The 26,421-nt window shown below is 57.7% G+C and carries 13 protein-coding genes; 7 read left to right on the top strand and 6 right to left on the bottom strand.

Annotation, left to right across the window (positions count from 1 at the left end; all coding sequences use genetic code 11):
* Window positions 1-7: 7 nt before the first annotated feature.
* Genes F3J17_RS19770 through F3J17_RS19750 form a run of 5 tightly spaced genes read right to left on the bottom strand, consistent with a single transcriptional unit; the run spans window position 8 to window position 12,088 of the window.
* On the bottom strand, window positions 8-934 hold the full coding sequence (locus tag F3J17_RS19770) for a UDP-3-O-acyl N-acetylglycosamine deacetylase (RefSeq protein ID WP_167062375.1): 927 nt from the start codon (window positions 932-934) through the stop codon (window positions 8-10).
* Window positions 931-8,553, bottom strand: a complete 7,623-nt coding sequence (locus F3J17_RS19765; protein WP_167062372.1) for a type I polyketide synthase — start codon at window positions 8,551-8,553, stop codon at window positions 931-933. Before F3J17_RS19765 ends, F3J17_RS19770 begins: the two co-directional genes overlap by 4 nt.
* Window positions 8,550-10,094: an LTA synthase family protein gene (locus tag F3J17_RS19760; RefSeq protein ID WP_167062369.1), complete on the bottom strand. Its 1,545-nt coding sequence runs from the start codon at window positions 10,092-10,094 to the stop codon at window positions 8,550-8,552. Before F3J17_RS19760 ends, F3J17_RS19765 begins: the two co-directional genes overlap by 4 nt.
* 1 nt (window position 10,095) lies before the next feature.
* Entirely contained in the window at window positions 10,096-10,887 is a 792-nt protein-coding gene (locus F3J17_RS19755) for an SDR family NAD(P)-dependent oxidoreductase (protein ID WP_167062836.1), read from the bottom strand.
* Window positions 10,880-12,088: a capsular biosynthesis protein gene (locus F3J17_RS19750; RefSeq protein WP_167062366.1), complete on the bottom strand. Its 1,209-nt coding sequence runs from the start codon at window positions 12,086-12,088 to the stop codon at window positions 10,880-10,882. The genes F3J17_RS19755 and F3J17_RS19750 overlap by 8 nt, the downstream gene beginning before the upstream one ends.
* 446 nt (window positions 12,089-12,534) lie before the next feature.
* Between F3J17_RS19750 and F3J17_RS19745 the strand changes: the two genes are divergently transcribed.
* The 6 genes from F3J17_RS19745 to F3J17_RS19720 all read left to right on the top strand — a co-directional run bounded on the left by F3J17_RS19745 (window position 12,535) and on the right by F3J17_RS19720 (window position 24,197).
* Window positions 12,535-13,698 carry a hypothetical protein gene (locus F3J17_RS19745; protein ID WP_167062363.1) on the top strand — a complete coding sequence of 388 codons (1,164 nt, stop codon included), beginning with the start codon at window positions 12,535-12,537 and terminating at the stop codon, window positions 13,696-13,698.
* 53 nt (window positions 13,699-13,751) lie between these two features.
* A complete protein-coding gene (locus tag F3J17_RS19740; protein ID WP_167062833.1) occupies window positions 13,752-14,501 on the top strand; it encodes an ABC transporter permease in 750 nt (249 codons plus the stop codon).
* On the top strand, window positions 14,498-15,151 hold the full coding sequence (locus F3J17_RS19735; RefSeq protein WP_167062360.1) for an ABC transporter ATP-binding protein: 654 nt from the start codon (window positions 14,498-14,500) through the stop codon (window positions 15,149-15,151). The genes F3J17_RS19740 and F3J17_RS19735 overlap by 4 nt, the downstream gene beginning before the upstream one ends.
* A gap of 245 nt (window positions 15,152-15,396) precedes the next feature.
* A complete protein-coding gene (locus tag F3J17_RS19730; protein ID WP_275692913.1) occupies window positions 15,397-20,289 on the top strand; it encodes a DUF4915 domain-containing protein in 4,893 nt (1,630 codons plus the stop codon).
* 127 nt (window positions 20,290-20,416) lie between these two features.
* Window positions 20,417-22,636 (top strand): glycosyltransferase, encoded by a 2,220-nt coding sequence (locus F3J17_RS19725; protein ID WP_167062354.1) that lies wholly within the window; start codon window positions 20,417-20,419, stop codon window positions 22,634-22,636.
* Window positions 22,637-22,811: 175 nt separating this feature from the next.
* Entirely contained in the window at window positions 22,812-24,197 is a 1,386-nt protein-coding gene (locus F3J17_RS19720) for a glycosyltransferase family 1 protein (RefSeq protein WP_167062351.1), read from the top strand.
* A 142-nt stretch (window positions 24,198-24,339) separates the two neighbouring features.
* Here F3J17_RS19720 and F3J17_RS19715 read toward each other — a convergent pair whose 3' ends face one another.
* Window positions 24,340-25,506 (bottom strand): polysaccharide biosynthesis/export family protein, encoded by a 1,167-nt coding sequence (locus tag F3J17_RS19715; protein ID WP_167062830.1) that lies wholly within the window; start codon window positions 25,504-25,506, stop codon window positions 24,340-24,342.
* Between the two features lie 620 nt (window positions 25,507-26,126).
* On the opposite strand from F3J17_RS19715, the gene F3J17_RS19710 reads away from it, so the two are divergent.
* The coding region (locus F3J17_RS19710) for an NTP transferase domain-containing protein (protein WP_167062348.1) at window positions 26,127-26,421 on the top strand (295 nt) is incomplete at its 3' end.

Below are 26,421 nucleotides of genomic sequence, written 5' to 3'. Positions count from 1 at the left end.
GCGCCGCTCAGGCGTCGCACTCGGCCCATGTCCACGCGTCGCGCTCGGCGAGCAGCGCGGACAACAGCCGCCAGTTCATTTCATGGCTCGGGCGCAATGCGCTCACGCGCGCCAGCAGCGGCGCGCCAGCGAGCGCGAGATCGCCCACGAGATCGAGCACGCGATGGCGCACGAACTCGTCCGGCAGACGCATGCCGCCGATCACGCGATTGCCCACGATCGAGGCCGTGCACGACAGCCGCGCCCCGCGCAAAATCGGCGTGCGCTTCACGTAACCCGCGGCGATGGCGGGCAGCGCCCATTTCACGCGCCCGTACGAGCGCGACGGCGCGATCTCGCGCGCGAACACGTCTGGCGTGAGCGCGCCTTCCCAATGCATGTCGCCAAAACCCTTGAGGTCGTTGCGCACACTGACTTCGTAACGCTCACAGGGCTCGATGCGCATTTCACGGCGCTGCGAACCCTCGCCGTCGCTCACGACCACCGGCTTCGTCACGCGGATAAAGCGTTGCGGCTGCGCAAGCGCCGTGCGTCCGCAGGCGCGGATCGCGTCGATCCAGGGCGCTGCACTGCCATCGAGGATCGGCACTTCTTCGGCGTCGAGTTCAACGATGGCGTGGTCGATGCCGCACACCAGCAGCGAAGCAAGCAGATGCTCGACCGTGCGCACGCCTTCGCCCTTCGTCACACCATCGCGCGTGCGCAGCATCGTGCAAAGCGGCTGCGCCTCGCGCAAAGCGGGATCGGCGCGCAGCATGGCGACTTCACGGCCCGCCTCGACGCGGCGAAACACGATGCCGTGAGCCGCCGTTGCGTCGGGCACCGGCAGGATGCGCACGTTGACGCGGCGGCCCGTGTGCAGACCGTGGCCCGCCAGCGTCAGTTCGCGCGCGAGCGTGCCTTGCGTGTCGCGCCAGCCTTCCGGCGCCCTCATTCGACCAGCTCCTCGACGGCGGGCGTGGCCGACGTCGAAGGCTCGACCTCGATCGCATGCTTGCGCGCGAGCGCCGCGGCCGCTTCGGTTTGCGCGGCGCTCTGCGCGTCGGCCTGGGCTTCGAGCGGCGAATCGGCGGATTCCGCGTCGGCCTCGATCGATTCGACGATGCGCGCCGCCAGCGTGCGCACCGTCGCGCCCTCCGCGATCGCCATCACCGAGAGCTTGACCTCGAAGGCCTCTTCCACCGCGAGGCCGAGTTCCATGCCCATCAGCGAATCCATGCCCATATCGAGCACGGAACGCTCCAGTTCCACCTTTTCCGGCGCAAGGTGCAGGATCCGCGCGATCTGCGTGCGCAGCGTTTCTTCGACCAGCGCGAGCGCTTCGGCGTGCGGCAGCGCTGCGATACGGCCACGCAACGGCTGACCGCCATCGCTTGCCGGTTCGTTTGCGTTGCGCGTGCGCAGCGCCGCGTAACGGCGCGCGCCGGCCGCGGGCATACCGCGCGAGAGCGCCTGCCAGTCGAGGCGCACCACCGCTTCGCCCGCGCCGCCCGCCACCAGCACGCGTTCAAGCGCAAGCAGCGCCTCCTCCGACGAGATCGACGTACCGCCGATACGCGATTGCAATGCCTCGCGCGTCTTCTCGTTGCGCGCCAGGAAGCCGACGTCGTCGAGCGGGCCCCACGCCATGAACGTGCCCGGCAGGTTCGTAGCGCGCCGCGTTTCCACCAGCGCCTCCAGGAAACTGTTTGCCGCCACGTAGCTCGACTGGCCCGGATTGCCGAGCGCCGTCGTCGCCGACGAATAGACGATGAAGAAGTCGAGCGCGCAACCGAGCGTCGCGCGATGCAGATTCCACGCGCCTGCGAGCTTCGGTGCGAGCACGGCTTCGAAGCGCGCATCGTCGAGATTGCGCACGAGGCCATCGTCGATATGCATGGCCGAATGCAGCACGCCCTTGAGCGGCGTGCCGCGCGCATTGATCTGCGCGACCAGCGCCTGCACAGCGGCGGCGTTCGTCACGTCGCACGACATCACATGCGTCTGCACGCCGTGTTCGTCGTTCCAGCGCGCGACTTCGGCGCGTGCGGCGTCGCTCAGCGTGCCGCTGCGGCTGGCGAGCGTCACATGACGCGCGCCGCGCGCCACCATCCAGCGCGCCGTCGCAAAGCCCAGACCACCCGTGCCGCCGATCACCAGATACGCGCCGTTCGCATCGCAGCGCAGCGCGTGCGCCGCTTGTGCCGCGTGCGTCGCGCCGCGCGTCGGCGCAGGCGTGCCCGCCGGATAGCCGACCAGCACCTTGCCGATCTGGCGCGCCTGCTGCATGTAGCGGAACGCTTCTTCCACGCGCGCCGCCGGGAACAGACGATACGGCAGCGGATGCAGCACGCCATCGGCGAAACGCTGCATGACGGCTTCGAACAGACGCGTGGTCAGCTCGGGCAGCGCGCCCATGAGCTGATCGGCGTCGATGCCGAAATAGCTGATGTTGTTGCGGAACGGCCGCAGACCAATACGGCTGTTCTCGTAGAAGTCGCGCTTGCCCAACTCAAGAAAGCGGCCGAACGGACGCAGCGTGTCGATACTGCGCACCATCGCCTCGCCCGCGAGCGAATTCAGCACCACATCGACGCCCGCGCCGCCGGTTGCATCGCGCACCTGATCGGCGAACGCGAGGCTACGCGAATCGAACACGCGATCGACGCCCAGCAGGCGCACGAATTCGCGCTTCTCGCGGCTGCCTGCGGTTGCGTAGACCTCCGCGCCCAGCAGACGAGCGAGCTGGATCGCGGCGATGCCCACGCCGCCCGCGCCGCCGTGCACCAGCACGCGCTCGCCTTCGCGCACGCGCGCCAGTTCGACGAGCGCATACCAGGCGGTGAAGAAAGTGGTGGGCACCGTTGCGGCTTCTTCAAACGTCATCGAAGCGGGTTTGCGCGTGACTGCGCCCGCCCGCGTGACAACACGCGTCGCAAACGAAGCCGGTGCGAAACCGAGCACGGCGTCGCCGGCCTTGAAGTTGCTCACGCCAGCGCCAACACGCGTGACACGGCCCGACAGCTCCATGCCGACGGTCGCGCCCGCGAAGCCGGTTTCCACGGCTTCGTCCGAGAGCAGACCCATCGCGTACATGACGTCGCGGAAGTTCAGGCCCGTGGCGACCGGTTCGATTTCGACTTCATCGGTTTCGAGTGCGCGCGGGATTTGTGCGAACCATTCGAGGTTGCGCAGCGAACCCGGCGTATCGAACGCGAGTACCGAGCCTTTGGCGATTGCGCTTTTTTCCGGCGCGCGACGTTGCGCCTGCGTCGCATCCAGCATGCGCGGCACGAAGCGGCCACGCGCGCTGAGCAGCACTTCTTCTTCGACATCGCCCGCCAGCAGTTCCTGCGCGAGCGTTTCCAGAGCGTTCGCACAGGCCGCCGATACGTCGATCAGGCGGCAGCCCAGTTCCGGATGTTCGTTCGAGAGTACGCGGCCCAGGCCCCACAGCGTCGCCTGTTCGGCGCGGCGCGGCGCGCGATTGCCGTCGCCTTCGAGCGCGAACGGCGAACCGTCCTGCGTGACGATGCTCAGTTGTACGGGCAGCGCGGATGCACCCAGTTCGCGCACGAGGCGCGCAAGCGCCACCGAGGTTGCGCGCTGGGTCTGCATCAGTGCTGCACCATCGGCATCGACGGGCAGCGCAACGTCAGGCGCGACGAACACGAGATGCAGCGGCGCGCCATCGCGCGCGGCGCTGATCGCATGCAGTGCGGTCGCGACTTCCGCTTGCGCGATGAGTTGGACATCGCCGCCGCGTGCGCGCAGGGCATCGGCGAGGCCGGCGGCGCGAGCATCCGCCACCTCATCGGCGTGGACGAGCAACCACGGCGCTTTCGCCGGTTCTGCCGCGACCGCCGTATTCGTCGGCTGGCGCGTCGGTGCGCGCGCCACGATCATCGCGGGCGTGCCTTCGATTTCGTAGCCCTGCTCCGCGAACGACACGACATCGGTGAAACCGGCGGCTTCCAGCAGACGCGCGAGATCGGCGGCATTCAGCGACGAAGCCGCATCGGCGCGCGCCGGGCCGAACACGATATCGCCGAAGCGGCCGCGTCGCGGCTCCGCCAGTGCGACGAACGCGCCCGGCGCGAGCCAGCCGCGCAGCGCGGTCAGCGTCGCGAGCGGATCGTTCTGACCGGCCAGCAGGCAATTGGCGATCACGAGGTCATACGGCGCGTCGTCGTCGCCTTGAAGCGCGAGACGATCGCCCGCGACCAGCGTGACGAGGCGCGCGCTGTGGCCGCCTTCAGCCGCCAGCGACGCCTGTTGCGGCGCGGTGCAGGCAATCGCGTAATCGCAGCGCGCGAGCGGCAACGCCACTTCGAGCGGACGCGGCACGTCCACATCCGAGCGGCCGATTTCCAGCACGCGCAGACGGCGCGGCGCTTGCCACGACGCCACCGCGCGCGAAGCAAACGCGGCGATCAACGCACGCACATGCGACCACGTCGGCGAGGCTTCGAAGAAGTGTTCGACCAGACTCTTGCTGGTCGGCGACATCAGCTTTTCGGGTGCCATTTCGCCCGAGAGCAGCGCGGGCAGCGCCGCGCCGCAATGCGCGAGCAGCGTCAGTTCCGCGACGTGAGCGGGTGACTGTTCGAGCAGGCTGTGCCAGAGTTCGTCGATCGACGGCAACGCCTCGCAGGCTTCCGGCTCGCGCACGAGCAGATCGCCCTCATAGCGCGCGAGACCGTCTTCGACCAGCATCGACGCCAGACGCGCGGCCAGTTCCGGCAGCGGGCCGAACGCGAGACCCGGCGTGCGGAACGCGCCGATCTTCTCGAACGCGCGCAGCGCATAGCCGCTGGCGAGCACGTCGATGAGCGGCAGCACTTCGGTCAGGTGCATCGAGCGGCGCTTCTGCGCGTCCTGGCCGCCCTGGTTCGCCAGCACGCGCTGCGCTTCTTCCAGCAACGCAGCGGGCGCGGGCAACGCCGACGCGTCAAAACCGCCCGCGAGCGGACGCGCCTCCAGGTCATACGTGTAGCGCGACGGCGCGGCGTGACGGCGCGCCTGCAGATCGACGCGACGGAAGCGGCACTGCGCGAGACGTGCGACGACGCGCGCGGCGCTGTCGAGGAAATGGAACGACACGACCACCGAATGCGGGCTGCGGCGCTCGACCACGGCCAGCACCTGGCGGATCGTATCGCCGCGCAGATAGTCGATGCGGCCGAACTGCACCGGCAGCCACGCGGCGCGATCGCCGTTATTGGCCGCCGTCAGCGCGAATAGCGGGTGGAAGCCCGCGTCGAGCAGGGACGGATGCAGGCTGTAGCGCGCGAGATCGGCGTCGTCGGCAAGTTGCGGCGCGGCGAGTTCGGCGAGCACCGCATCGCTCGACGCACGCACGCATTGCACGCGGCGGAATTGCGGGCCGTAGGTCAGGCCGATCGATTCGGTGGCCGCGTAGAGCGTGGGCGCGTCGATGGCGAGTTGCGTCGACAGCGATTGCAGCAGGTGCGCGTCCGGCGCGGTGTTGGCGTCGAGCGTGTTGCCGCTGGCGAGCAGCCGGCCCACGACATTGACCGACCACGCGTCGTCGCTCATGCGCTCACGCGTTTCGATCGTGAACGCCGCCGTGCGCACATCGATCACGAGGCGGAACAGCTTGGCGTGATTCGCCTGGAACACCACCGGCTGACGGATTTCGACGTTTTCGAGCGCGCAGGTTTCGGTCGCGAAGAACACGCGCGCAGCGGCCAGCGCCATCTCCACGAAACCGGCGGCAGGATAAGTCACGCCGCCATCGACGACGTGATCGGCCAGATACGGCAGACGCGTCGGATCGATATGGTTTTCCCAGCCAAACGCGTGTTCGTGCAGCCGATAGCCCAGCAACGGGTGCACGCGATGACGGTTCGCGAGGCCATAGCCTTCGATCGTCGGCACGAGCCAATAGTGTTCGTGCTGCCACGGGTAGACCGGCAGCGTCACCCGATCGGTATCGGCGACGCGCGGCACGAGGCGTTCGCGGTCGACGCGCGCGCCATGCGCCACGGCGGCGAGCACCGCGCGATGCAGCGTCGCGGCGCTGTCGTGCTGACGCTTGAGCGTCGGCAGCGGCGCGCCAGTTTCCTTGAGCGCGTCGAGCGTCTGCTTCACGTAAGTGCGCAGAATCGAGTGCGGACCGACTTCGACAAAAAGGCGCACGCCCTCGCCCACCAGATGCGCGATGGCGTCGCCAAAGCGCACCGGCTCGCGGATATTGCGCCACCAGTACTGTGCGTCGAGTTCGTTGCCTGCGAGCGGCGCGCCCGTGACCGTCGACACGTAACGATGCGTGGCTACGCGCGGCGCGATATCGGCCAGGCCCTCGCGCACCGGCGCTTCGATGGCGTTCATGTGACGGCTGTGGAACGCGTAGTCCAGATCGAGTAGCTGGTAGAAGCGGCCCGTGGCCTTGAGCGCCGTACCGATCACGTCGAGGCCCGCGAGCGAACCTGCCAGCGTGACCGACTGCACGCTGTTGATGCCCGCGACTTCGACGTCGCCGGTCAAGCCTTGCTGCAGGATCATTTCGCGCGCTTCGGCCTCGCCGATGCCAGCGGCCGCCATGCGGCCCGTGCCGCGCGTGAGCGCCTGGGCGCGGCTGCGGATCTTCACGACCTGTACGGCGTCAGCGAGCGTGAGCGCGCCCGACGCCCAGGCGGCGGCGACTTCGCCGACGCTGTGGCCAACGCATGCATCGTAGGCCACGCCGTGCGCTTCAATCGAGCGCACAATGCCGACCTGGATCGCAAACAACAGCGGCTGCGCGTGTTCGGTGGCGGCGAGCGTTTCATTGTCTGCCCCCGCTGCGAGCAGGGCTTGCAGCGACGGGCTGCCGTCTGCGCACCAGAGTGCATCCACTTCTTCGACTGCGGCGCGGAACACGGCGTCTTCGGCGAGCAGTTGCTTGCCCATGCCCGCCCACTGCGAGCCATTGCCCGAGAACACCAGCGCAATCGGCGCATCGTCCGCGACGACTTGTGCATGCACGAGTGCGGCAGGCGCGATCCCGCCCTGCGCTTCCACGTTTTCCGGATGCGCCAGCGCGGCGAGCGCGGCATGCGCTTCGTCGGAGGTTGCGGGCGCAATGATCGCGCGATGTTCGAGCCATTGACGACGATGCGCGGCGGCCGCCGCGAGCGCGCCCCACGCGTGACCTGCATCGAGGCGCGCAAGATAGCGCGCGGCGAGCGTGGTGAGTGCGCGCTCCGAACGTGCGGTAAGCACGAGCGGCGCGAAACCTGCTGCTTGTGTCGTCTGCGTGGCTTCGGCTTTCGGCGCAGGCGCTTGCGTCAACACGACGTGCGCATTCGTGCCGCCAAAGCCGAATGAATTGACGCCCACCACCAGATCACGACCATGCGCGCCAATCGGCGTCATACGCTCGACCACGCGCAGATGACCGCCCGCAAAATCGATATTCGGATTCGGCTTTTCGAAGTGCAGCGAACGCGGCACCGCGCGATGCTTCAGGCACAGCACGGCCTTGAGCAGACCCGCCATGCCCGAACCCGTTTCCAGGTGACCGATATTGGTCTTGACCGAGCCGATCAGCAGCGGCGAATCCGCATCGCGGCCCGCGCCGACGACATCGGCAAGCGCGCGCGTTTCGATCGGATCGCCCACCGCCGTGCCCGTGCCGTGCGCTTCCAGATAATCGACGGTGCGCGGATCGATCTGCGCGCGCGCGTAGACCTCGCGCAGCAGCGCGGCCTGCGTCGGCGTGCCCGGAACGCTGATGCCGCCTTGCGTGAAACCGTCCGAATTGACGCCGCTGCCCGCGATGACCGCGTGAATCGTGTCGCCGTCCGCGAGCGCGCGCTCAAGCGTCTTCAGCACCACGACCGCGCCACCTTCGGCGCGCACATAGCCGTCGCCGGTCGCGTCGAACGCACGGCAACGGCCGCGCGGCGACAGCATCGACGCCTTCGAGAAACCGACAAAACCGTAAGGATGCAGCAGCAGATTGACGCCGCCCGCAAGCGCCATGCTGGCGTCGCCGGTTTGCAGCGCCTTGACAGCCTGATGCAGCGCGACGAGCGACGACGAACACGCCGTATCGATCGACATGCTCGGGCCGCGCAGATCGTAGACCCACGAAATGCGGTTCGACGCGATGGAGAGCGTATTGCCGGTGGCCGAATACGGATCGACGGTGCTCAGGTCGTCCATATTGCGGTTGCCGTAGTCCGTGCTGGCCACGCCCACGTAGACCGCGCAATCGCTGCCGCGCAGCGCCTCGGGACGCACGCCGGCGTCTTCGAACGCTTCCCACGTGAGTTCGAGCAGCAAGCGCTGCTGCGGGTCCATCTGCGTCGCTTCACGCGGCGAAATGCCGAAGAAGGCCGCGTCGAAACCCGCGACATCGTCGAGCACACCCGCGGAGAACGTGTAGCTCTTGCCGGGCTCGCGCTTCGAGGGATGCTGATAGAACTCCGTGCCGAAACGATCGGCGGGAATCTGCGTGACGGCGTCTTTCTCGTTCTCGAGCAGACTCCAGAATTCGTCCGGCCCGGTGACCCCACCCGGGAAACGGCACGACATACCGACGATTGCGATCTTGCTGTTCTTCATAGCTGCTCTGTTCTCTCGGACACGCTCGCCGCGACCTCACGCCCGCCTGCCGACTCCATCGTGTGGAGCAGCGCGGCGCCGAGATCCTCGACGGCTCTGTCTTGCTTCCTGGCCGGCCGATCTCCGAAATTCCGCCAGATGAAGTAATGACTGCGGCTCGGTACAGTGCCGAGCCGTTCGAATACGCGCGGTAACGCGGGCACATGATCGCCGTAGAAACACAGCACGGTGTCGCGGCGGCGCGCGCGCAGATGCGCGAGCAACCGGCCGATCATGGCGTCCGCGTTCGCAATGTGACGCAGATACGCGGTGAGATCCTTGTATGCCGGATCTTCCCCAAGGTTGTGATAACGGCTGGATTCGCCCTTTTCTACAGTTTCCAGATGCAAAGGGCCGTGGTTTTCCATCGTCATCGCGAAGATGAAGGCGGGTTTCGAACGCGACGAATCGAGTTCTTTGACGATGCGCTCAAGGACGCTTTCATCGGAAATGTACGGACCCGCGCGCCGGGCGTTGGCGAAGGCGCGGATGTCGAGAAAACGGTCGAAGCCGAGCAGCGGGAAGACGCGCTCGCGGCCGAAGAAGTCGGCGTAGTACGGGTGGATCGCGACGGTTTCGTAGCCGGCTTTTTTGAACCAGTTGGCAAGCGATGCGCAGGCGCGACGGGCGAAGGCGTACGGATAGAAGCGCGCGTAGCCGAGTCTGGCCGACGCAATGCCGCTTAGGAGCGCGAATTCGGAGCGCATGGTGTTGGCGCCCCACGCGGGGACTTCCAGTTGACCGTGAGTGGCCGATTCTCGCAGCGCGGCGTCGAAATGCGTGTAGAGCGACGGTTCGATTGCGGCGCTTGACTCGCGCGCGTCGAAGAAAGATTCGCTCTGGATGATGATGATGTCGGGACGGTTCTTCGGCTCGAATGCTTGCGCGAATGGGCTGGCGAGCATTGCGCGCTCGAAGCCGCGGAACGTTGCGCGACGCATGCCGTTGAGCAGATACGCGACGAAGACGGCAAAAAAACCGTGACGGCGCTGGTCTTCGAGTGGTTCGAGCGTGAGCGGCAGGCGTGCGGCGAGTAGGTAGCCGAAGATGAGCGAGGCGGCTGCCGCCAGTGCGCTGCATCCCGCCACACGCGCAGGCGCTGCTGTATCGAGGAAAAAGCCGGCCGCCAGCAGAAGCACACCCGCGACGATGGCAATCACCGTCTGCACACTCAGGAATGGCAAATAAAGCCGCGGATGCGCGAATAGCTGGCTGAACAGACTGAGATCCGTAAAAACGAAAGGCTCGCGCAAGGATGCGTATTTCGCATTGCTCACGCCGCTCACCAGGCCGACAAGCGCCAGGGCGATAAACGCCGAAAAGTACGGACGGCGAGTGAGCGCGCAAATCAGGCAGGCGACGAATACCACGCTAACGATATGCAGCGCGAGCGCAACCGGCGTGTGGCGCAAGCCCACGCGCGGAAGTGCGATCGAATCGGCCGCAAATGACAGCAAAGCGGCACACGCAAACGTTAGCGGGATCGAAACCGGTGACGCCACGCTAACGCTCCTCGCGCGGCAGATAGGACATGCGGCCGAGGATGGCGTCGGCAAGCGCGGCGGGCAGCAGCGTGAGCAAACGCATGCCGAAGGCGAGCATGCCGGGGAAAGCGATTTCGGCGCGGCCTTTTTGCAGCTTGCCCTGGATGTGGCTCGCGGCTTTTTCGGCGGACCACATGAAGGGTTTGTCGCCGGGGAAGACGTCGCTCATTGCCGTTTTGACGAAGCCCGGCAGCACGATCGAGACGCGGATGTTGTCGCGTGCCAGCACTGGGCGAACGGAATCGCCCCAAGCTTTTAGCGCGGCTTTGCTGGCGCAGTAGGCTGGGGAGATTGCCATGCCGCGGAGTGCTGCGATCGAGCTGATGAGCGCGATATGGCCGTAGCCGCGCGTGCGCATGCGCTCGATGACCGGGAGCGCGGCGTTGAGCGCGCCGTAGAAGTTGGTGTCGACGATGTTGGCGGTACGCTCGCGCCCTTCCCAGTCGTTTGCGTGTGCGAGCGTGCTCGCGACGCCGGCGTTGGCGATGAGGAGGTCGATGGGGTGTTGCGCGTCGAAGTCGGTGAGCCAGTTTTCAAGTGCGGCGGCGTCGCGGACGTCGAGGGCTTTTGTGATGACGGTGGCGCCTTGTGCGCGGCAGGCTTCGGCGCAATCCTCTAGACGATTGGCGTTGCGGCCTACAATGCCAAGCGTTACGCCTGGACGCGCGTACGCGAGCGCAAGCGCGCGGCCGATGCCGGCGCTCGCGCCGGTGATGGCGAGGTGGCGCAGAACAGTGCTCTCGCTAGGCATGCTCCGCCGCCTCCAAACGCCGAACCGCACCAGCGACTGCCATGTCAATGCCGGTACGAGTGTAGAAGTCGCCGTTGATCTGGGTATGGTGTATTACGTAGTCGAGAAAACACTGGTAGAGGTGCATATCTGGAGGTTCTGCACCATCCCAGAAGTCATCAAGCGCACCCATCCACGTCAGACCGGCCATCTTATAGATCGACGTACCCAAGGCAATAAGCGGCCGGCAGTGATGTAACGCAGACAAACCAACAGTACTATTGACTACTACCACGCCGCGCGCGTTGTCTAGCAACGTCGGAAGGTGACCCGCATCGATAAAGCGCAAACGATTTACAACACCCAAATCCGTTGCCAATCTAAGCGCATAGGCACGAAAATCGATCAAACCCGTATCAAGGGGATGATTTTTAATTACCAGCCACGCATCCTTATGAGCGTTGCGAACGAATGAATGCATCACCGTGGATATTGCTTCGCAAACACCCTCAAATGGAGAGTGAACAATGATTTGCGCATCAGAGTTCAACTGCAGTGGAAACAGATAGTATTCCCTGCGCCTATCGATCAATTCGCGGGTTACTTGTTCGGCTTCCCGGTGATGATACCCCCTCCCTAGCGCTCGGATAGCCAACCCCGCGTACTCGTACATTCCGTTTTTGGGGCGATGACTACGATAGTGAGGAAATCGTGCTGCATATAATGTGTTAGCGGCGCGATAACGGATATCGTGATAGGCACGCTCCGCTAAATTATAGCCCGTAACTTTGCCCACCAAGCCCGTGGGAGTAGTGGAACGCCGGTCCCGATACCAGTCTGGATCACGCGACAGCAACGAACGTCCGTTCACACCTCGACCCTCAAGGGTGAGCCAATGCGGGCGCACGTAACCTTCTTCGAAGACGTGGACACGCAAGCCGAATCGGCTGGATATAGAGTGCATGTGGCGATGAACCTCGCGACAATCACCAAACATCACCACATCGGTATAGTCTCCAGCCTTCGCCAAGTCAGCATACCAGGATGGCAAATCTTCCGCGAGTCCGCGGTAGTCCGCAGCTCTCTCTGCCCCACCGTAAAGAAGATCGCCCCCGCAGAAATTAATCCTGAGCACTCCACTTCCGCGCTCCTGCAATGCACTAGCCAATCGACTAAAAAACGGCGAGGCCGTTCCCTGAAGGGCAAGGAATGAACGAGCCATTTGCTTTTTATTTGGCGACGAACCCGGCCTCATACAGAGACATCTGTATTCCCCGTGATACTTTTTATAAAAAGCCCCGTGTGAAATTCAGGGCCATGCGGTGTCAGGTTGCGAAGAATACAGCATTGCGTCGGACTTATATAGCAAAAGAGTGAAGATCGCGCTCCCGGTGTTGCTCCGCTACAAACATTGTGATGGCATCCTGAAAGTCGTCCGGCTATAATCGGTCGCCTTGATCTAGGCGACGCGCTTAGACTTGGCATCGGTTGATTCATTACGCATCCGATGACGATCGACAATCGCGTGCCTGTGCAGTTCGCCCATCCGACAAGAGAAGCATTCAGAGAGCGAGGCGATCGCGCAGCCTTACGTATCTTCCTGCTTCTTTGTAAGAAACGCCGGACACCGGCGAGCGGCGCAAAGCAGCTCAATAGCCTGGAAAAAAGTTGGATAACGTATCTGAAAGGGTTGCGACGCTGACGTCGCCAACGGGGAAGAAGCTTGGCTTGATCGAGCGTGTCAAGCGCATTAATCGGCTCTTTCTATTCACAGTCGTAGTACCGACTACGATCGCGGTTTCGTACTACGGAATCATCGCATCCGACGTATATGTATCGGAATCGCGCTTTGTTGTGCGCAGTCCAGAACGCCAAACACAAACTGGCGTCGTTGGCGCTTTGCTGCAGGGAACTGGATTCGCCCGAGCACAAGATGACACATATCCCGTAATTGACTACATTCGCTCGCGAGATGTCCTGCGCCTGCTGAATCGTGACAATTTTATGTACAAGTCGTTCGGACATCAGCACGGCGATTTCTTCTCAAGATTCCCAAGCATCACGTTTGATCGGAGCTTTGAGTCCCTTTGGAAGTACTACCAGGCGCGCATTGTTGATGTCGACTATGATTCGACCTCTGCCATTACGACGCTGAAGGTTCGCGCATTCTCATCTGCAGACGCCTATCGAATTAACGATCAGTTGCTGACCGCAAGCGAACAATTGATCAACCGGATGAATCAACGCGCAGCCGATGACGCCGTTCAGTTTGCCCAACACGAGGTTGATCTTGCTGCAGCCAAGGCGGAAAACGCGGAAGTTACACTCGCCACGTATCGCAACGCGAACACCGTATTCGATCCGGACAAGGAATCTGCTCAACAACTGATGCAAGCCAACACGCTTCGTCAGCAACTCTATGCATCACAAAATCAGCTGAGCGTACTTGAGGCAATCGCTCCGCAAAACCCGCAAATCGCCGGCTTGAAAGTCAATATTGCAAGCCTTGAGAAGCAACTTTCCACAGCCGAGGGCGCCGTTACTGGTAGCAAAGCCTCATTGTCCGACAAGGCAGCAAGTTACGCTCGGCTTCAACTCGATGCCCAATTTGCCGACAAGCAGTTGGCCTCCGCCATGACGGCGCTTGAATCGGCACGAGCCGAAGCTCAACGTAAACAGCTCTACCTCGAAAGACTCGTGCAGCCAAATTCTCCCGATATCGCTGTCGAACCGCATCGGTTGAAGGGAATTGCGGAAGTTTTCGCATTGGGCATGATTGTCTGGGGCATTTTGACCCTGCTCGTCGCGGGACTACAAGAGCATAAGGATTAAGATTCGCCGTGAGCACCAAATCCGTCTCGCTGAAGCAGTCCTTTCAGATTCAGATGCGTGTGATCGGCGCACTTTTGATGCGAGAGGTAATCACTCGCTATGGTCGTCACAACATTGGATTTCTTTGGCTTTTCTTTGAGCCAATGTTGTTTACTCTAGGGATCACTACTCTTTGGGTGCTGAGCAAGGCGACCCATGGTAGCAACCTCCCTATCACGACTTTTTCCCTGACAGGTTATTCATCCATTCTGCTGTGGCGCAATAGCAGCAACCGGATTGTCAAGGCGATCGAAGTGAACCATAGCCTGCTGTATCACCGAAACGTGCGCGTTATTGACGTATTTACAGCACGAATTCTCCTCGAAATTGCGGGCGCTACGTCATCCCTGATTGCACTAACGATCGTATTCAGCTGTATTGGTCTAATGAGCCCCCCAGCCGATATCCTCACGGTCATCATCGCCTGGATACTACTCGCGTGGTTCGCTTACGCTTTGAGTTTGATAGTTGGCGCTGCATCCGAACGATCGGAAATTGTCGAACGCGTCTGGCACATATTTACTTATTTGATGTTCCCCCTCTCTGGGGCTGCCTACATGGTGGACTGGCTGCCCGTATCCACGCAGCACCTGGCGCTCTGGATCCCCATGGTTCATGGCACAGAAATGATCCGCCATGGCTTCTTCGGGTCAAGCGTACACACCTACGAAGATCCCATCTACCTTTTGATGGTCAACATCGTCATGACGTTTTTTGGACTCGCATTGGTTAGGGAAACAGGACGTAGAGTAGAGCCAGAATGATTACACTGGAACGCGTGACGAAGGTATACCATACGCGACAAGGCGCTCGCACGGTGCTACGTGAGATCGATCTGACCGTCACCAAAGGTCAGAAGATCGGCATACTTGGACGTAATGGCGCCGGTAAATCCACCCTCATTCGCCTAATGAGCGGCGCCGAACTCCCGACCAGCGGCAAAATCCATAGGGGATTAAGCCTGTCATGGCCGCTGGCGTTCGGTGGTGCCTTTCAAGGCAGTCTCAGCGGGTTGGACAATGTCCGCTTCATATGCCGAGTGTATGGCGCCCCCATCCCGCCCGCCATCGAATTTGTTCGCGAGTTCTCGGAACTCGGCGAATATTTAAGGGAGCCGGTCAAAAAGTACTCCTCCGGTATGCGCGCCCGCCTCGCCTTTGCGATCTCAATGGCCGTAGAATTCGATTGTTTTCTTATCGACGAAATCGTGGCTGTAGGGGATAGTCGCTTCCACGAGAAGTGTCACATAGAGCTATTTGAGAAACGTATGGATCGAGCGATGATCATTGTTTCGCATAGCCCCGAATACATCAGGGCACACTGCCAACGTGCAGCTGTTCTACTGAACGGGAAACTGAACGTATTTGACGATGTTGAAGATGCGTTCGCTTTTTACCAAGCAAACGAACACTAAGCATCTAGACACGAAGTGAAGATGCAATCCTGCGACTCGTCCTTGCTCGAGGTATGGCAGGGAATGAACTATCACTCGCGCAGTGGCAATCGCAATTTCTTTGCAAGCCTCATTCGCTGCGGCGTACATGGGGCATGTGTCTTTGGCATCTCGAATGCGTACCAAAGAGAGCGGCGCCCCTACTATAAGCGTATCGTGACGCCGCTCCGCACATTCGAAGTCGGAAATACAATTTTCATAAGACGATGGCGCACCAAAATCAGATTGATTACTGCCTCTCGGTAAAGAAACGATTTCCCTCTTTCTTTTCGAGAACACTTGTACTAGATATTGGCTCCCTCGACATCAATGGGAACAATAGGTACCTTTTCGACGACTGCCGATACTTGGGGCTCGACGTGCTGCCAGGCAAGAACGTCGATATCGTGAGCAAAGGGCACGAACTTAGCATGCCCGACTCGACCTTCGACACGATCGTCTCCACAGAAGCGCTCGAGCACGATCTCTACTATCCTGAGACTATCAAAAATGCCGTCAGGTTGCTCAAACCCGGTGGCTTACTCCTGCTCACCTGCGCAACAACCGGTCGCCCCGAGCATGGTACGGCAAAAACAACGCCTCACGATGCGCCGTTACTTCAGGGCGATCCGGTTTGGAGCACGTATTACAAGAATTTGACCGCAGCCGATATTGCGGAAGTACTCGATCTGGATAGCGTTTTCTCCGAGTATGAGTTCGACGTAAACACACAGACTCACGACCTCTATTTCTTTGGAGTGAAACGACACGGCACAGCCGCCTATATCGTAGATACCAAAGGCGAGTCAAGCGGAATGCAATCAGCATCTGACGCTTTAGCGGCGATGCCTGATGGGGCCATCGCGCAAAATTGCAAAACAAGATCTCGCCGAGGTGGGCTCATCATCTCCAGTCCAAATGAAAATGGCGGACTGTTCGTGCTGAAAAACGACCGGGTAATCGTTCTCGATCGCAGCCCTACAGCGGGCATCATGGCAACGGGCGACTGCTTCCTGCGCGCGCTTCAGCCGTATTCGCTCGTTCTACATCGACAAGATCGCATTGAAATTACGCGCCAAGATTTCGACGATATTCACGACGTTCTACAGCATGACGAATTTATATACGTCGTAGGTACTATCAAGAATCAGATCACCAAGCTGGATGTGAATGGTCACGAGATCAAGCGCTGGGTATACCCTGGTGAGGATGATTCACGTCATATCAATTGCCTAGGTGTTTGGAATGGGCGCGTCGTCTTTTCGGCATTCGGTGATTTTGATAAAACGCGAGGCTATAAGAGCCAAACTAGTGGCCGCGGATATGTCGAAGACCTGGAAAGCGGCGACCGTGTGATCGAGGGATTGGACCAGCCACACAGCCTGGTTCAATTCGGAGATAACCTCCTGGTCGCCAATTCAGGACAGAATGAGCTGTGCGAATACTCACCTCAAGGCAAACTTCTTCGAAGCAAACAGTTCGAATCTTATGTTCGTGGCGTTGCCGTGGCAGATGGGCGGATTTTTGTCGGGCTCAGTCGGTCAAGAAATCCCGAAGAAGCAACCATCGCTAGCGCAATGGTGCTGGAACTCGACGCGCTCCACTGGCATGTAGTTGATCGAAACGCACTGCCTTCGAATGAAATCTACACGCTGTTCCACGTCGCGGACGAGGCAGAGCTATCCGCAATCATCGCGGACACTCTTCAGATCGCCACTACTCAATATGAACGCGAGCGATCAGATTTGCGCAAATGGCTCAACGAGCGCGACGGTCATTTTGCAGCGGCGGTTAAAGCCCTCTATGAATTAGACAGCGAACTTTGCCTGAAGCATTTTGATGCTAGCTGGTATACCGACCAGTATCCGGTCGCAACACAAAGCGGGCTCTCACCAGAAGTTCACTACTTCTCCAACGGCGGCGTTGAGGACGGTCGCTTGCCGATGCGGGACCCGTATCTCTTCTTTGATCGCGTACTTGCCGATTTTCGGGCAAAGAAAGACCAACTCATACACCTCGCAAATTCGCAGACGGATGCGATTCAGCACACGCTAGTTGAACGCGACCTCTCATCTGCATCAGCACTCGCAACCGCGCTGCGAAAGACCACCGAGCTAGAAGAAGATCTTCGCTTGACTCAGGTAGCCGCAGAGCGAGCCACGTCCGAAAGTATTGAAGCAACTGCGCGACGCACAGAAGCACATCTTGAGCAGCTCGCTGCGCGTGAACGTGAGTTTGCCGAAACGCTACGGAATCTTCATTCAGCAAGTGCTCAGCGTGAACGCGAATCTCGGTTTCAACACGCCGAACGTGATGCATTGCACGCCAGCCAACTGGCGGACTCCCGCATGCAGGTCGAGCAAGCAATGCTCACCCTGCACCAGCAGGAAAATGCAAACAGCGAACGCTTGCTCAAGATGAGTGACCGATATCAGCAGGAAAAGTTGCTGTTAAATCGCGAAGCGCTGGAGCGGGAGGAAGATCTCCGAAGTGAAATGCGCGAGTTGCGAGATCAACTCCAACTCGCTTCTGCACGCAAAGTCGAGCTCGAATTTGAAAAGTGCAATGCCATTGCAAAGTCGACCAACGAAGGGCGGACTCAACTGCACGCCCTGGAGTTGGCGCTGCATCAGGAACGATCAAATAGTGAGACCAAGCTGTCACGCCAGATCAACGAAGCGCTTGAGAGAGAACACTCACTCAAAGAGCAAATACGTATTGCTCAATCGCAGGCGCAACATTTCATGGCTCAGTTGACTGCGTTTCAGCAACAGCGCAATGAAATCGCTATTCACCTGCAAGAAGGCCTTACGCCGCTCCTTCGGCTTTCCCCGCTTCGCATTGGCGCCACGCGTCTTCGACGCCTCAGAAGTGTACTTGATTCCGTCCATAGAATTCTGCTCAATCATTCCGAGCCTGCTGTCTTCACGCTAAACGATATTTTGGCCACAGCCGATTTATCCGCAGCATCGACGCAAGCACCTGTCGCGGCTATTCAAATCAACAAATCAACCCGACTTATGCCAACCACACCTACGCTCACACTAGTTGGAGAACCAGCTTCATCCGTCGCGGACCTTCTTGCTCGCAACGACGAAAGCTTCATCCAATGTGCCTATGAAACGTTGCTCCGTAGACTGCCTGACGAGCAAGGAACGCACTATTACCTGACGCGCCTGCGGGCAGGTGTTAGCAAGCGCGTTATCATCGCGCAACTTGCGATTAGCAAAGAGGGGCAGGCGCGGGCAGTTGACCTTCCAGGTCTGGGGGAGATTGTTCGCCGCTACCGGTATCGCAATATTCCATTTGTCGGGAAATGGCTGCATCACGACCGCGATCAAGTTCAGAGCATTCGCGCCATTGAAGCGCAGCTTCAGTTTATGCACCACGCGTTGAACACCCGTCTTTCCGAGATCGATCGAAAACTGCACTTGCTCGCTGGCTCGGAGTCCACCTCGGATTCCGAGATGCACAAGCTCGAACTCGTTGCACCAGCAACAACCAGCGCGCCAGTGTTCGACATGCGCCCCGCCAGCGGCGCACCGATCGTCATTTTGACAGTCAAACACTGCCTGTACATTGCGCACGCAATTCAGGCGTCACTCGCACGGGCGGACATCCAATCAGAAATCATTCTTGCGCGTCCGCCAGGCGGCTACGAGGATGTTCCCCATATCGTAATTTGCCCGCAAATCTTCGATACGCTGCCGGGTTTCTATGTTGCGTTCCAGATGGAACAATCCGTCAGCTCGCGATGGTTCACGCCAGAATATTTCAAAATTCTCGAAAACTCTTATGCTGTTTTCGATTACTCTCTCGAAAATATCGCTTTCCTTCAGGATAATGGATTAAGTCGTCGACAGACTTTTTACCTCCCCGTAGGCTACATAAAAGACTACGCACCTGAATCGCAGATCGATGCTCCGGAATATGATGTCTTGTTCTATGGTGACGTAAATTGTGATCGTCGCCAGCAATATTTGACCGAGATTCAAAAGCACTATCGCGTTAAGATCATTAACGACACTTTCGGGACAGATCTGCACTCGGAGATGGCTAACGCGAAGGTCGTTATCAATGTGCACTATTACCCGGGCGCATTGCTTGAGACAACACGTATTTACGAATGTCTTTCGCTTCACAAACTCGTCGTTTCCGAACGATCGAGCGACATGAAGCGTCATGAGGAACTTGAGGATATCGTCGATTTCGTAGAAATCGACGATATCCAGGCAATGCTCGACAAAATCCGATACTGGGTGGAGGATGACGCACGGCGAGACGCGAAGATTCAATCGAATCGCCACAAACTTGAATCGATGTCGAACTCGTTCGACTACTTCCTGTATCGTTTCCTGCTCGCCACGGACAACATCAAATTTGACGATTTTTGGGAGCTAGCAGGTCATAAGCTCGAACTTCAGTCGGAAAGGCTCTGTCTGACCCTCCCCGAGGACACTGTGCGGGGTGATGATTTTCAAGCGAGTGGCTCGAACGGCTTTATGATGTTTCCGGGTCTACGACACATGCAAGGGTGGATCGGATGTGCGCTGAGTTACAAGTACATGATTTCGCTTGCCCGACAAAAGGGCATGCGAAGCATCACTATTTGTGAAGACGATGTGGATTTCCCTGAAGATTTCTCCAACCAATGGGAGAATATCAAAAATCATCTTGATAGCAACTTCGAAAAATGGGACATTTTTTCTGGCCTGCTAGCCAACCTTAGCGAAGAAGCATCGGTTTTAGAAGAGAGTATCCAATCGAACCAGCAGTATGTTGTCGTCGATAAGTTGATCAGCACGGTTTTCAATTGTTATAACAAGCGCATTTTCGACTTGATTGCGAACTGGGATCCTGATAATCGTGATGTACACACGAATACAATAGATCGGTATCTTGAGCGTAAGAGATCCATGAGAGTCATGACGACGCATCCTTTTCTCGTCGGTCACAAAGAGGATCATACGTCGACAATTTGGGGCTTCAAAAACACGCAGTATCTGGATTTGATCGCCGCAAGTTCTGAACTGCTCGGCAAAAAGCTTGGAGAGTTCCAAGATAGATCGAAAAGTTCAGTATTCCAGCGATTTCTCGGCGGAAAAAGAAGAATAGCCTGAACGTAGTCCAATCCCGCCCCGATCCGGCATGTGCAATAGAAATAAGCTTTGTTACATGCCGGAACCAGTTGTCAGTAGGACGTACACGCGCATATCCGAATTGGCGCGATATAGATCGAGCAGTACGATGAAAACGCGAAAGCTGTGGAGCAACCTCTCAAATTGGATCAACAGGATTTCATTGCTTGCAGGCTGGCGTGCGCCCCTTTCGCTAGTCGATATTGTTCAGATTCCCTCCACGGAGTCTGAAGTCGAGCTGGTATCTCGAGAAGAGATTCCGTCTGGGTGGTATATGGCTGAAATCGAAATACACGCGCCGAGAATGCGCGTGTTTGGTACTATCTGGACGTCATCCAGTGACATCGACCAAGATGACAACTACCACACTCTCCCAATCCACCCTGGTCGACTTTGCAAACGATTGATCCACGTTCGCCCAGGACAGCTTCACCTTAGACTCCTGCTACGTGAAGCAACGGTTATCCGATTTCGAGTCGTCCCCGTAACAAAACGCTTTGCCCATTCCCGAATCATTCAAAAACTTCGGAATGCTCATCCGCGTCACAAATATGCCGCTCCAAGTCAATGCTTGAAGAGCATCAGAGTCGACGCTGCGGCTGAATTTAAGGCACTGTGGCTGGACTACTGCGCTCTCTTCAGTGAAGAACGGGATCTCGTTTCCTATCATGAATGGATAGCAGCATTCGAGCCAACTCATTCTATCGGTTCTAAGCACGTCAGCCTCGAAGGATCTTCAGACCATTCGGGTCCTTCGCTAATCGCGTTTCTAAACGATTCATCCGGCGACGCCGCTTCGATTGAGCGGACAGTGCAAAGCTTTCTTCTTCAAACCTATACAAATTGGCACCTGTACGTGGTGACGGATTCCGCCGATCACTCTGAAAATGCCGTTTGGAAGCTGGATAAGCGAATACATCAAATAACATCAGCACAGCATTACACCGAAAATCGAATCATCGCGGATTGGTTCGTGCTTTTGGAGTGCGGTGATGTGTTGAATGCTGACGCTTTTCAAGAGGCGATGAAGGCCGTCGACGCTCATGACGAAATCTGCTTGATTTTCACAGATGAAGATGAAATCAATAGTAAAGGGAGTCGTTCGAATCCCGTGTTGAAACCGGACTGGGACGACAACTTGTTTTATTCGACGAATCTATTCTCTGGCCTCACTTTCTTGCGTCGTGATATCACCGAGGCCGCCGGTGACGTATCTCAGGCATCTTGCGGATCTTCTCGACAAGCGTTCATCCTTCGCTGTCGAGAGCTAATTGACCACTCTCGAATTTATCACCTGCCACGCGTTCTATACCACAGATATACTTGCGAGCGAGCACGACGCGAAGTCGACAGGTGTGGCATGCACACCACACAGGAAGGCTGCCGATTACTCAATGCACACTTTACGCGGCTCAACATCCACGCGAAAGCGGCAATTGTCGATGGTAGATATAGAGTCCGGTACGAGCTACCTGATGATATTCCGTCTGTCTGCCTGATCGTTCCAACTCGAAACGGCGGAGAGCATTTGCGCCGCTGTATTACGTCGATTTTACAGAAAACAACTTACACAAATTATCAGATCCTAATTGTTGACAACGGCTCCGACGAACCCGAAACCCTCAGCTATCTTGCAGATATCTGCATGGATCATCGCATTAAATTAATCCGCGATCCAAGCCCCTTCAACTATTCGGCGCTGAACAATATGGCTACTACCTCCACCTCCGCGGAGGTACTTGGTTTGATTAACGATGACGTAGAAGTTATTACGCCCGAGTGGTTGACAGAGATGGTTAGTCACGCGATGAGGACTGAAGTCGGCGCCGTTGGAGCGAAGCTTCTCTATGGCGACGACACCATCCAGCATGCTGGCGTTGTTCTTGGAATGCAGGGTGTCGCGGGGCATATGCATCGTTTCTTACATCGCGACAGCCCTGGGTACCTTGGTCAAGCACAGCTAGTTCGAGCAGTATCTGCAGTGACTGGAGCTTGCCTGGTGATAAAAAGGCAGTTATACGAATCAGTAGGCGGTCTTAACGAGACGGATTTAAAGGTGGCATGCAACGACATCGACTTTTGCCTACGTGTTCGAGAAGCTGGCTTTACGAATATCTGGACCCCATTCGCGGAACTCTATCACCATGAATCAACAAGTCGCGGTTTCGATGTGACCCCAGAGAAACTCCTGCGCTCACGCAGGGAAGCAGGATACATGGAGGAACGTTGGGGGACTGTGCTTTTGTCGGATCCCGCGTATAGCGTGAATTTGAGCCTTGAAAGCGAAGACTGTGATCTTGCGTGGCCCCCGAGAACCTATTTTCACTAAATCCGAAATGAAGTCGACAGGAAAAGTCAAAATTCTCGTTGAAATGCGCCCTGCTCTCGACGGGTATGCAGGAATTCCACAAGAGACGCGCCTCCTATTCCGTGGGCTTTGTCATAGCGCAAATACAGACGTCGAAGGTCTCCTTCAGCAGTCCGTCCGTTTTCTGGAGCCCGGAATGGCGACCACACGGGATAGACGACAGAATGACTCCGATGAAACATCGCGACTTGGGATTTACTCGCGGCTCATCATATCCATCACCCAATCGAATTCAAAAAAATTTATCGATGAAGTGAGACGATGGATCTACAAACGATGGAAAATTTATACTCTGTCTTTGCTGAGGTTCTTCCTAGGGCGATTCCACCAGATCAGCACGACCTATTTCGAGCCGTTGCACTATGAAATTTTCGTTTGGCAAGCGCTATTTTCGAAAGCGCTTCCGGCTACCGATTTCTCGACAGTTACGACCAGGAACTATCGAGTTTGCGAAGCTCCGTGGCATGTCTTCCAGTCTGTCGGTTTGAATCTTCGGCGACTCCGAACGCGCCCCATGTATCCGCGGCTCTGCACACAAGGCATCGATGTGTTTATTGCTCAGACGCCATATCCGGCTGAGATTAGCGATAGCACTGCGCTCGTAGTTCGGTATCACGATACGTTCCCAGTCTTCATGCCGCACATGTTTGCCAATAAATTAAGGCACCATAGCAATCACTTTCATGCATTAAGGAGCAACATTGAGCATGGAGCCTGGTTCGCTTGCGTATCTGAAACAACTCGCAGAAGTCTGTTGTCGATAGCACCCGAGTTGTCGAATCGTGCTGTGACAATTCCGAACATGGTTTCACATGAATTTTTTGATGACGACAGACCTGTATCTAGTATCACGGAGATCATCAAATCACGGCTAAATTCCGACGCTCCAGATGCCGTCCCTGTGTTTAGCGGGCTTTCTGAATCCCAGCGATTCTACGACAAGCATTTGGGACGTCAAAATATACGATACATACTAGTGGTCAGTACCATTGAACCACGGAAAAACCATACGATTATTGCCTCAGTCCTGGCTATGCTGCGGACCGAGCTTGATCCGATGATCAAGCTCGTTATAGTAGGCAGCGTCGGATGGGACGCGAATCCAATAATGAGAGAAATGCGACCCTGGATCGAGAATGGGACTGCCTTTTTACTGCATAAGATTCCGGCAGCAGAGTTGCGCGTACTCTATAAGTATGCTTCCGCAACAGTATGTCCGAGCCTAGCCGAAGGGTTTGACTTCTCAGGGATCGAATGTATGCGTAGCGGCGGGGTTGTGGTCGCCTCCGACATCGCCGTCCATCAGGAAATCTATGAGGACGCGGCGATATATTTCGATCCCTATTCTGCGAGAAGCCTCTTTGACGCTCTCCGTTCGGTACTGCATGGACCGGATGCCGAAGCTTTGGGCGAACTCGTAAAAGCAAGGGGAGCGAGAATTTCCAAACGCTTCCTACCAGAGCATGTTTTGCCACAGTGGGAAAGATTTTTGACTCAAGTAACAAATTCTCATCACCGGTAGAGTGCTTTACAAATTTGTTGTTGTGAAAACGGGCGACGGGTTGGCTACGATTGAGTAACCAACCACTGATTATTTTTTCCACGCTCAATGAAAAAGCCGCATCCGATCAAGGTATGCGGCTTCATGCCTCAATCTAATCAGGTTATTTGAATGTATTTACAGTCGTGATTACCGGATAAGCGACAGAGAAAATAACGTTCAGAAACTTCTGCAACTCAGCGATTGGAGCGTTAGATACGTATAGCAGATCTTTATTTTCCATCATAAAGGTCTGCGCGACGAAGAAGCTATTCGGATCTTTCAGATTGATCCGATAGACAACTGGTACTTTCCCGTTGGGCGCCGTCCGTACAGGCTGCTGTGACAACGCAAGCGCTTTGGGATTCTCGAAACGAAAGATAAATACGCCCTGAGGATCTGAGCGTGAGTCGTTCAGGCCACCGGCGCGTGCAAGCGCTTGCGCGAGCGTAATCCCTTGCGCTTCAAAATTGACTTCATCATTCTTACCAGTCGCCCCGAGCGCGGTGAAACTGAACGGCTGAAAGAGCGCTGTAACGACATCACCTGGTCGCAACGGGACATTCTGGCGCGGGTCACGAATGACCGTTTCTAACGGTAATGCCTGAACTCTGTCGCCACGAGTCACTTGCAGCGTCATTTTATCCACGGGTTGTTTCACACCGCCCGCACTAGCCAGTGCGTCGAGAAGCCTCTCGCCGCTTGGCGTAAGCGGCATTCTTTTGCTCGCGGCCACGTCGCCTACGACAGTCACGAACGACGTAGAGTTCTGCACTAGACGTACCAGAGTCTGCGGTTGATTTGCCTTGCCGCGCAAACGCTCGGTGACAACCCGCCCCACTTCGTCCAGAGTCCTACCTGCCGCGTGAATCTCTCCGGCAAACGGCACGACAATATTCCCGTTGCTGTCAATCGTCTGGTCTGGCAAAACAGTCACACGAGCGTTTGACGCCCCCCCCGAACGCAGGTCAGTTGGCGAGGCTCCAAACAAGGTAGCTGGTGGCGCTTCCCAGACAGATACCTCAATAACGTCACCGGGACCCAATTCATCATGCCTTACAGTTGACTCGCCGAGCGTAGATGCGAAATCGGCTACCTGACGCTCGGCGAAAAGATGCCTTGCTACATTATCGTCAACATCGATAAGTTGAATGGGCGCAGTTGACGCTGGGGTGGCGTTTTTCGCAACCTCTGAATTGGTGGGCCCCGATGTCGGAATAGACGAACAGGCTGCAAGCGTGGCCGCCCCAATCAGCGACAGGGCAAAAGATACAGAAAACAGACTTCGCATCGTTTCAGGTTTAGTTTTGGTCGCGCGGGCAAAAATTTTAGTAATTATTGCATGAGCGAAGTTGAAAAGCACTTCTCACACCAGAGAAGCACTCCAAGGTACAACAGAACGATGACTTGGCAGTTGACAAAAGCTTGTCCATAGACCAGATCTTAACTACGCCGGATCGCTCCCTCGCTCAAACAACGTGGTCGCTTGCAAGGCATAGGTCGCAAATTTTCTGTTCGACGAAGGCCGTTATCCGGAGAATTTGTTATGAATTCAAATTCCGCAAAATTCTGATTTTCGCAAGTGAGGGGAAGTGTCCGCAATCCTGAGAAAGTCGCGCTCAGCCCCCCTCAGATCACTGCCTCGGGGCACACCTAGACATTGCTACGATCGGCAGCGCAATCGTTTGCATTATTGAGAAATCTACTTTTCGACAGATACCAAGTCAACATATGGGAAGTAAAAATTCGCCAAGACTCGTAATCCGTTTGATAAATTATCAAACTCGACAGCCGCTTTATATTGCTCTTAAACAAGCTCATCAACGCAATTACAACAACTTCATCGACCCACTCCGATTGACTTTGTTTGCGTGCTAAGATTTAGGAGTTCTTCACCTAAAAATCGATGCAATGAACATCGTGATTCTCGCGGCAGGCATGGGCAAACGCATGCACTCCGCGTTGCCGAAAGTGCTTCACCCCCTGGCGGGTCAGCCGCTTCTCTCGCACGTCATCGACACTGCCCGCAGTCTCTCGCCGTCGCGCCTCGTGGTCGTGATCGGTCATGGCGGCGACGCCGTGCGCGCGGCCGTCGGTGCGCCCGATGTGCAGTTCGCCGTGCAGGAACAGCAGCTCGGCACCGGCCATGCGCTCGCGCAGGCGCTGCCGCTGCTCGACCCGTCCGTGCCCACGCTGGTGCTTTATG

The sequence above is a fragment of the Burkholderia sp. Ax-1719 genome, from assembly GCF_011753055.1.
Classification (GTDB): Bacteria; Pseudomonadota; Gammaproteobacteria; order Burkholderiales; family Burkholderiaceae; genus Paraburkholderia.
Note: the sequence above shows the minus strand (reverse complement) of the source record. Positions and strands in the feature narration are given on the sequence as shown.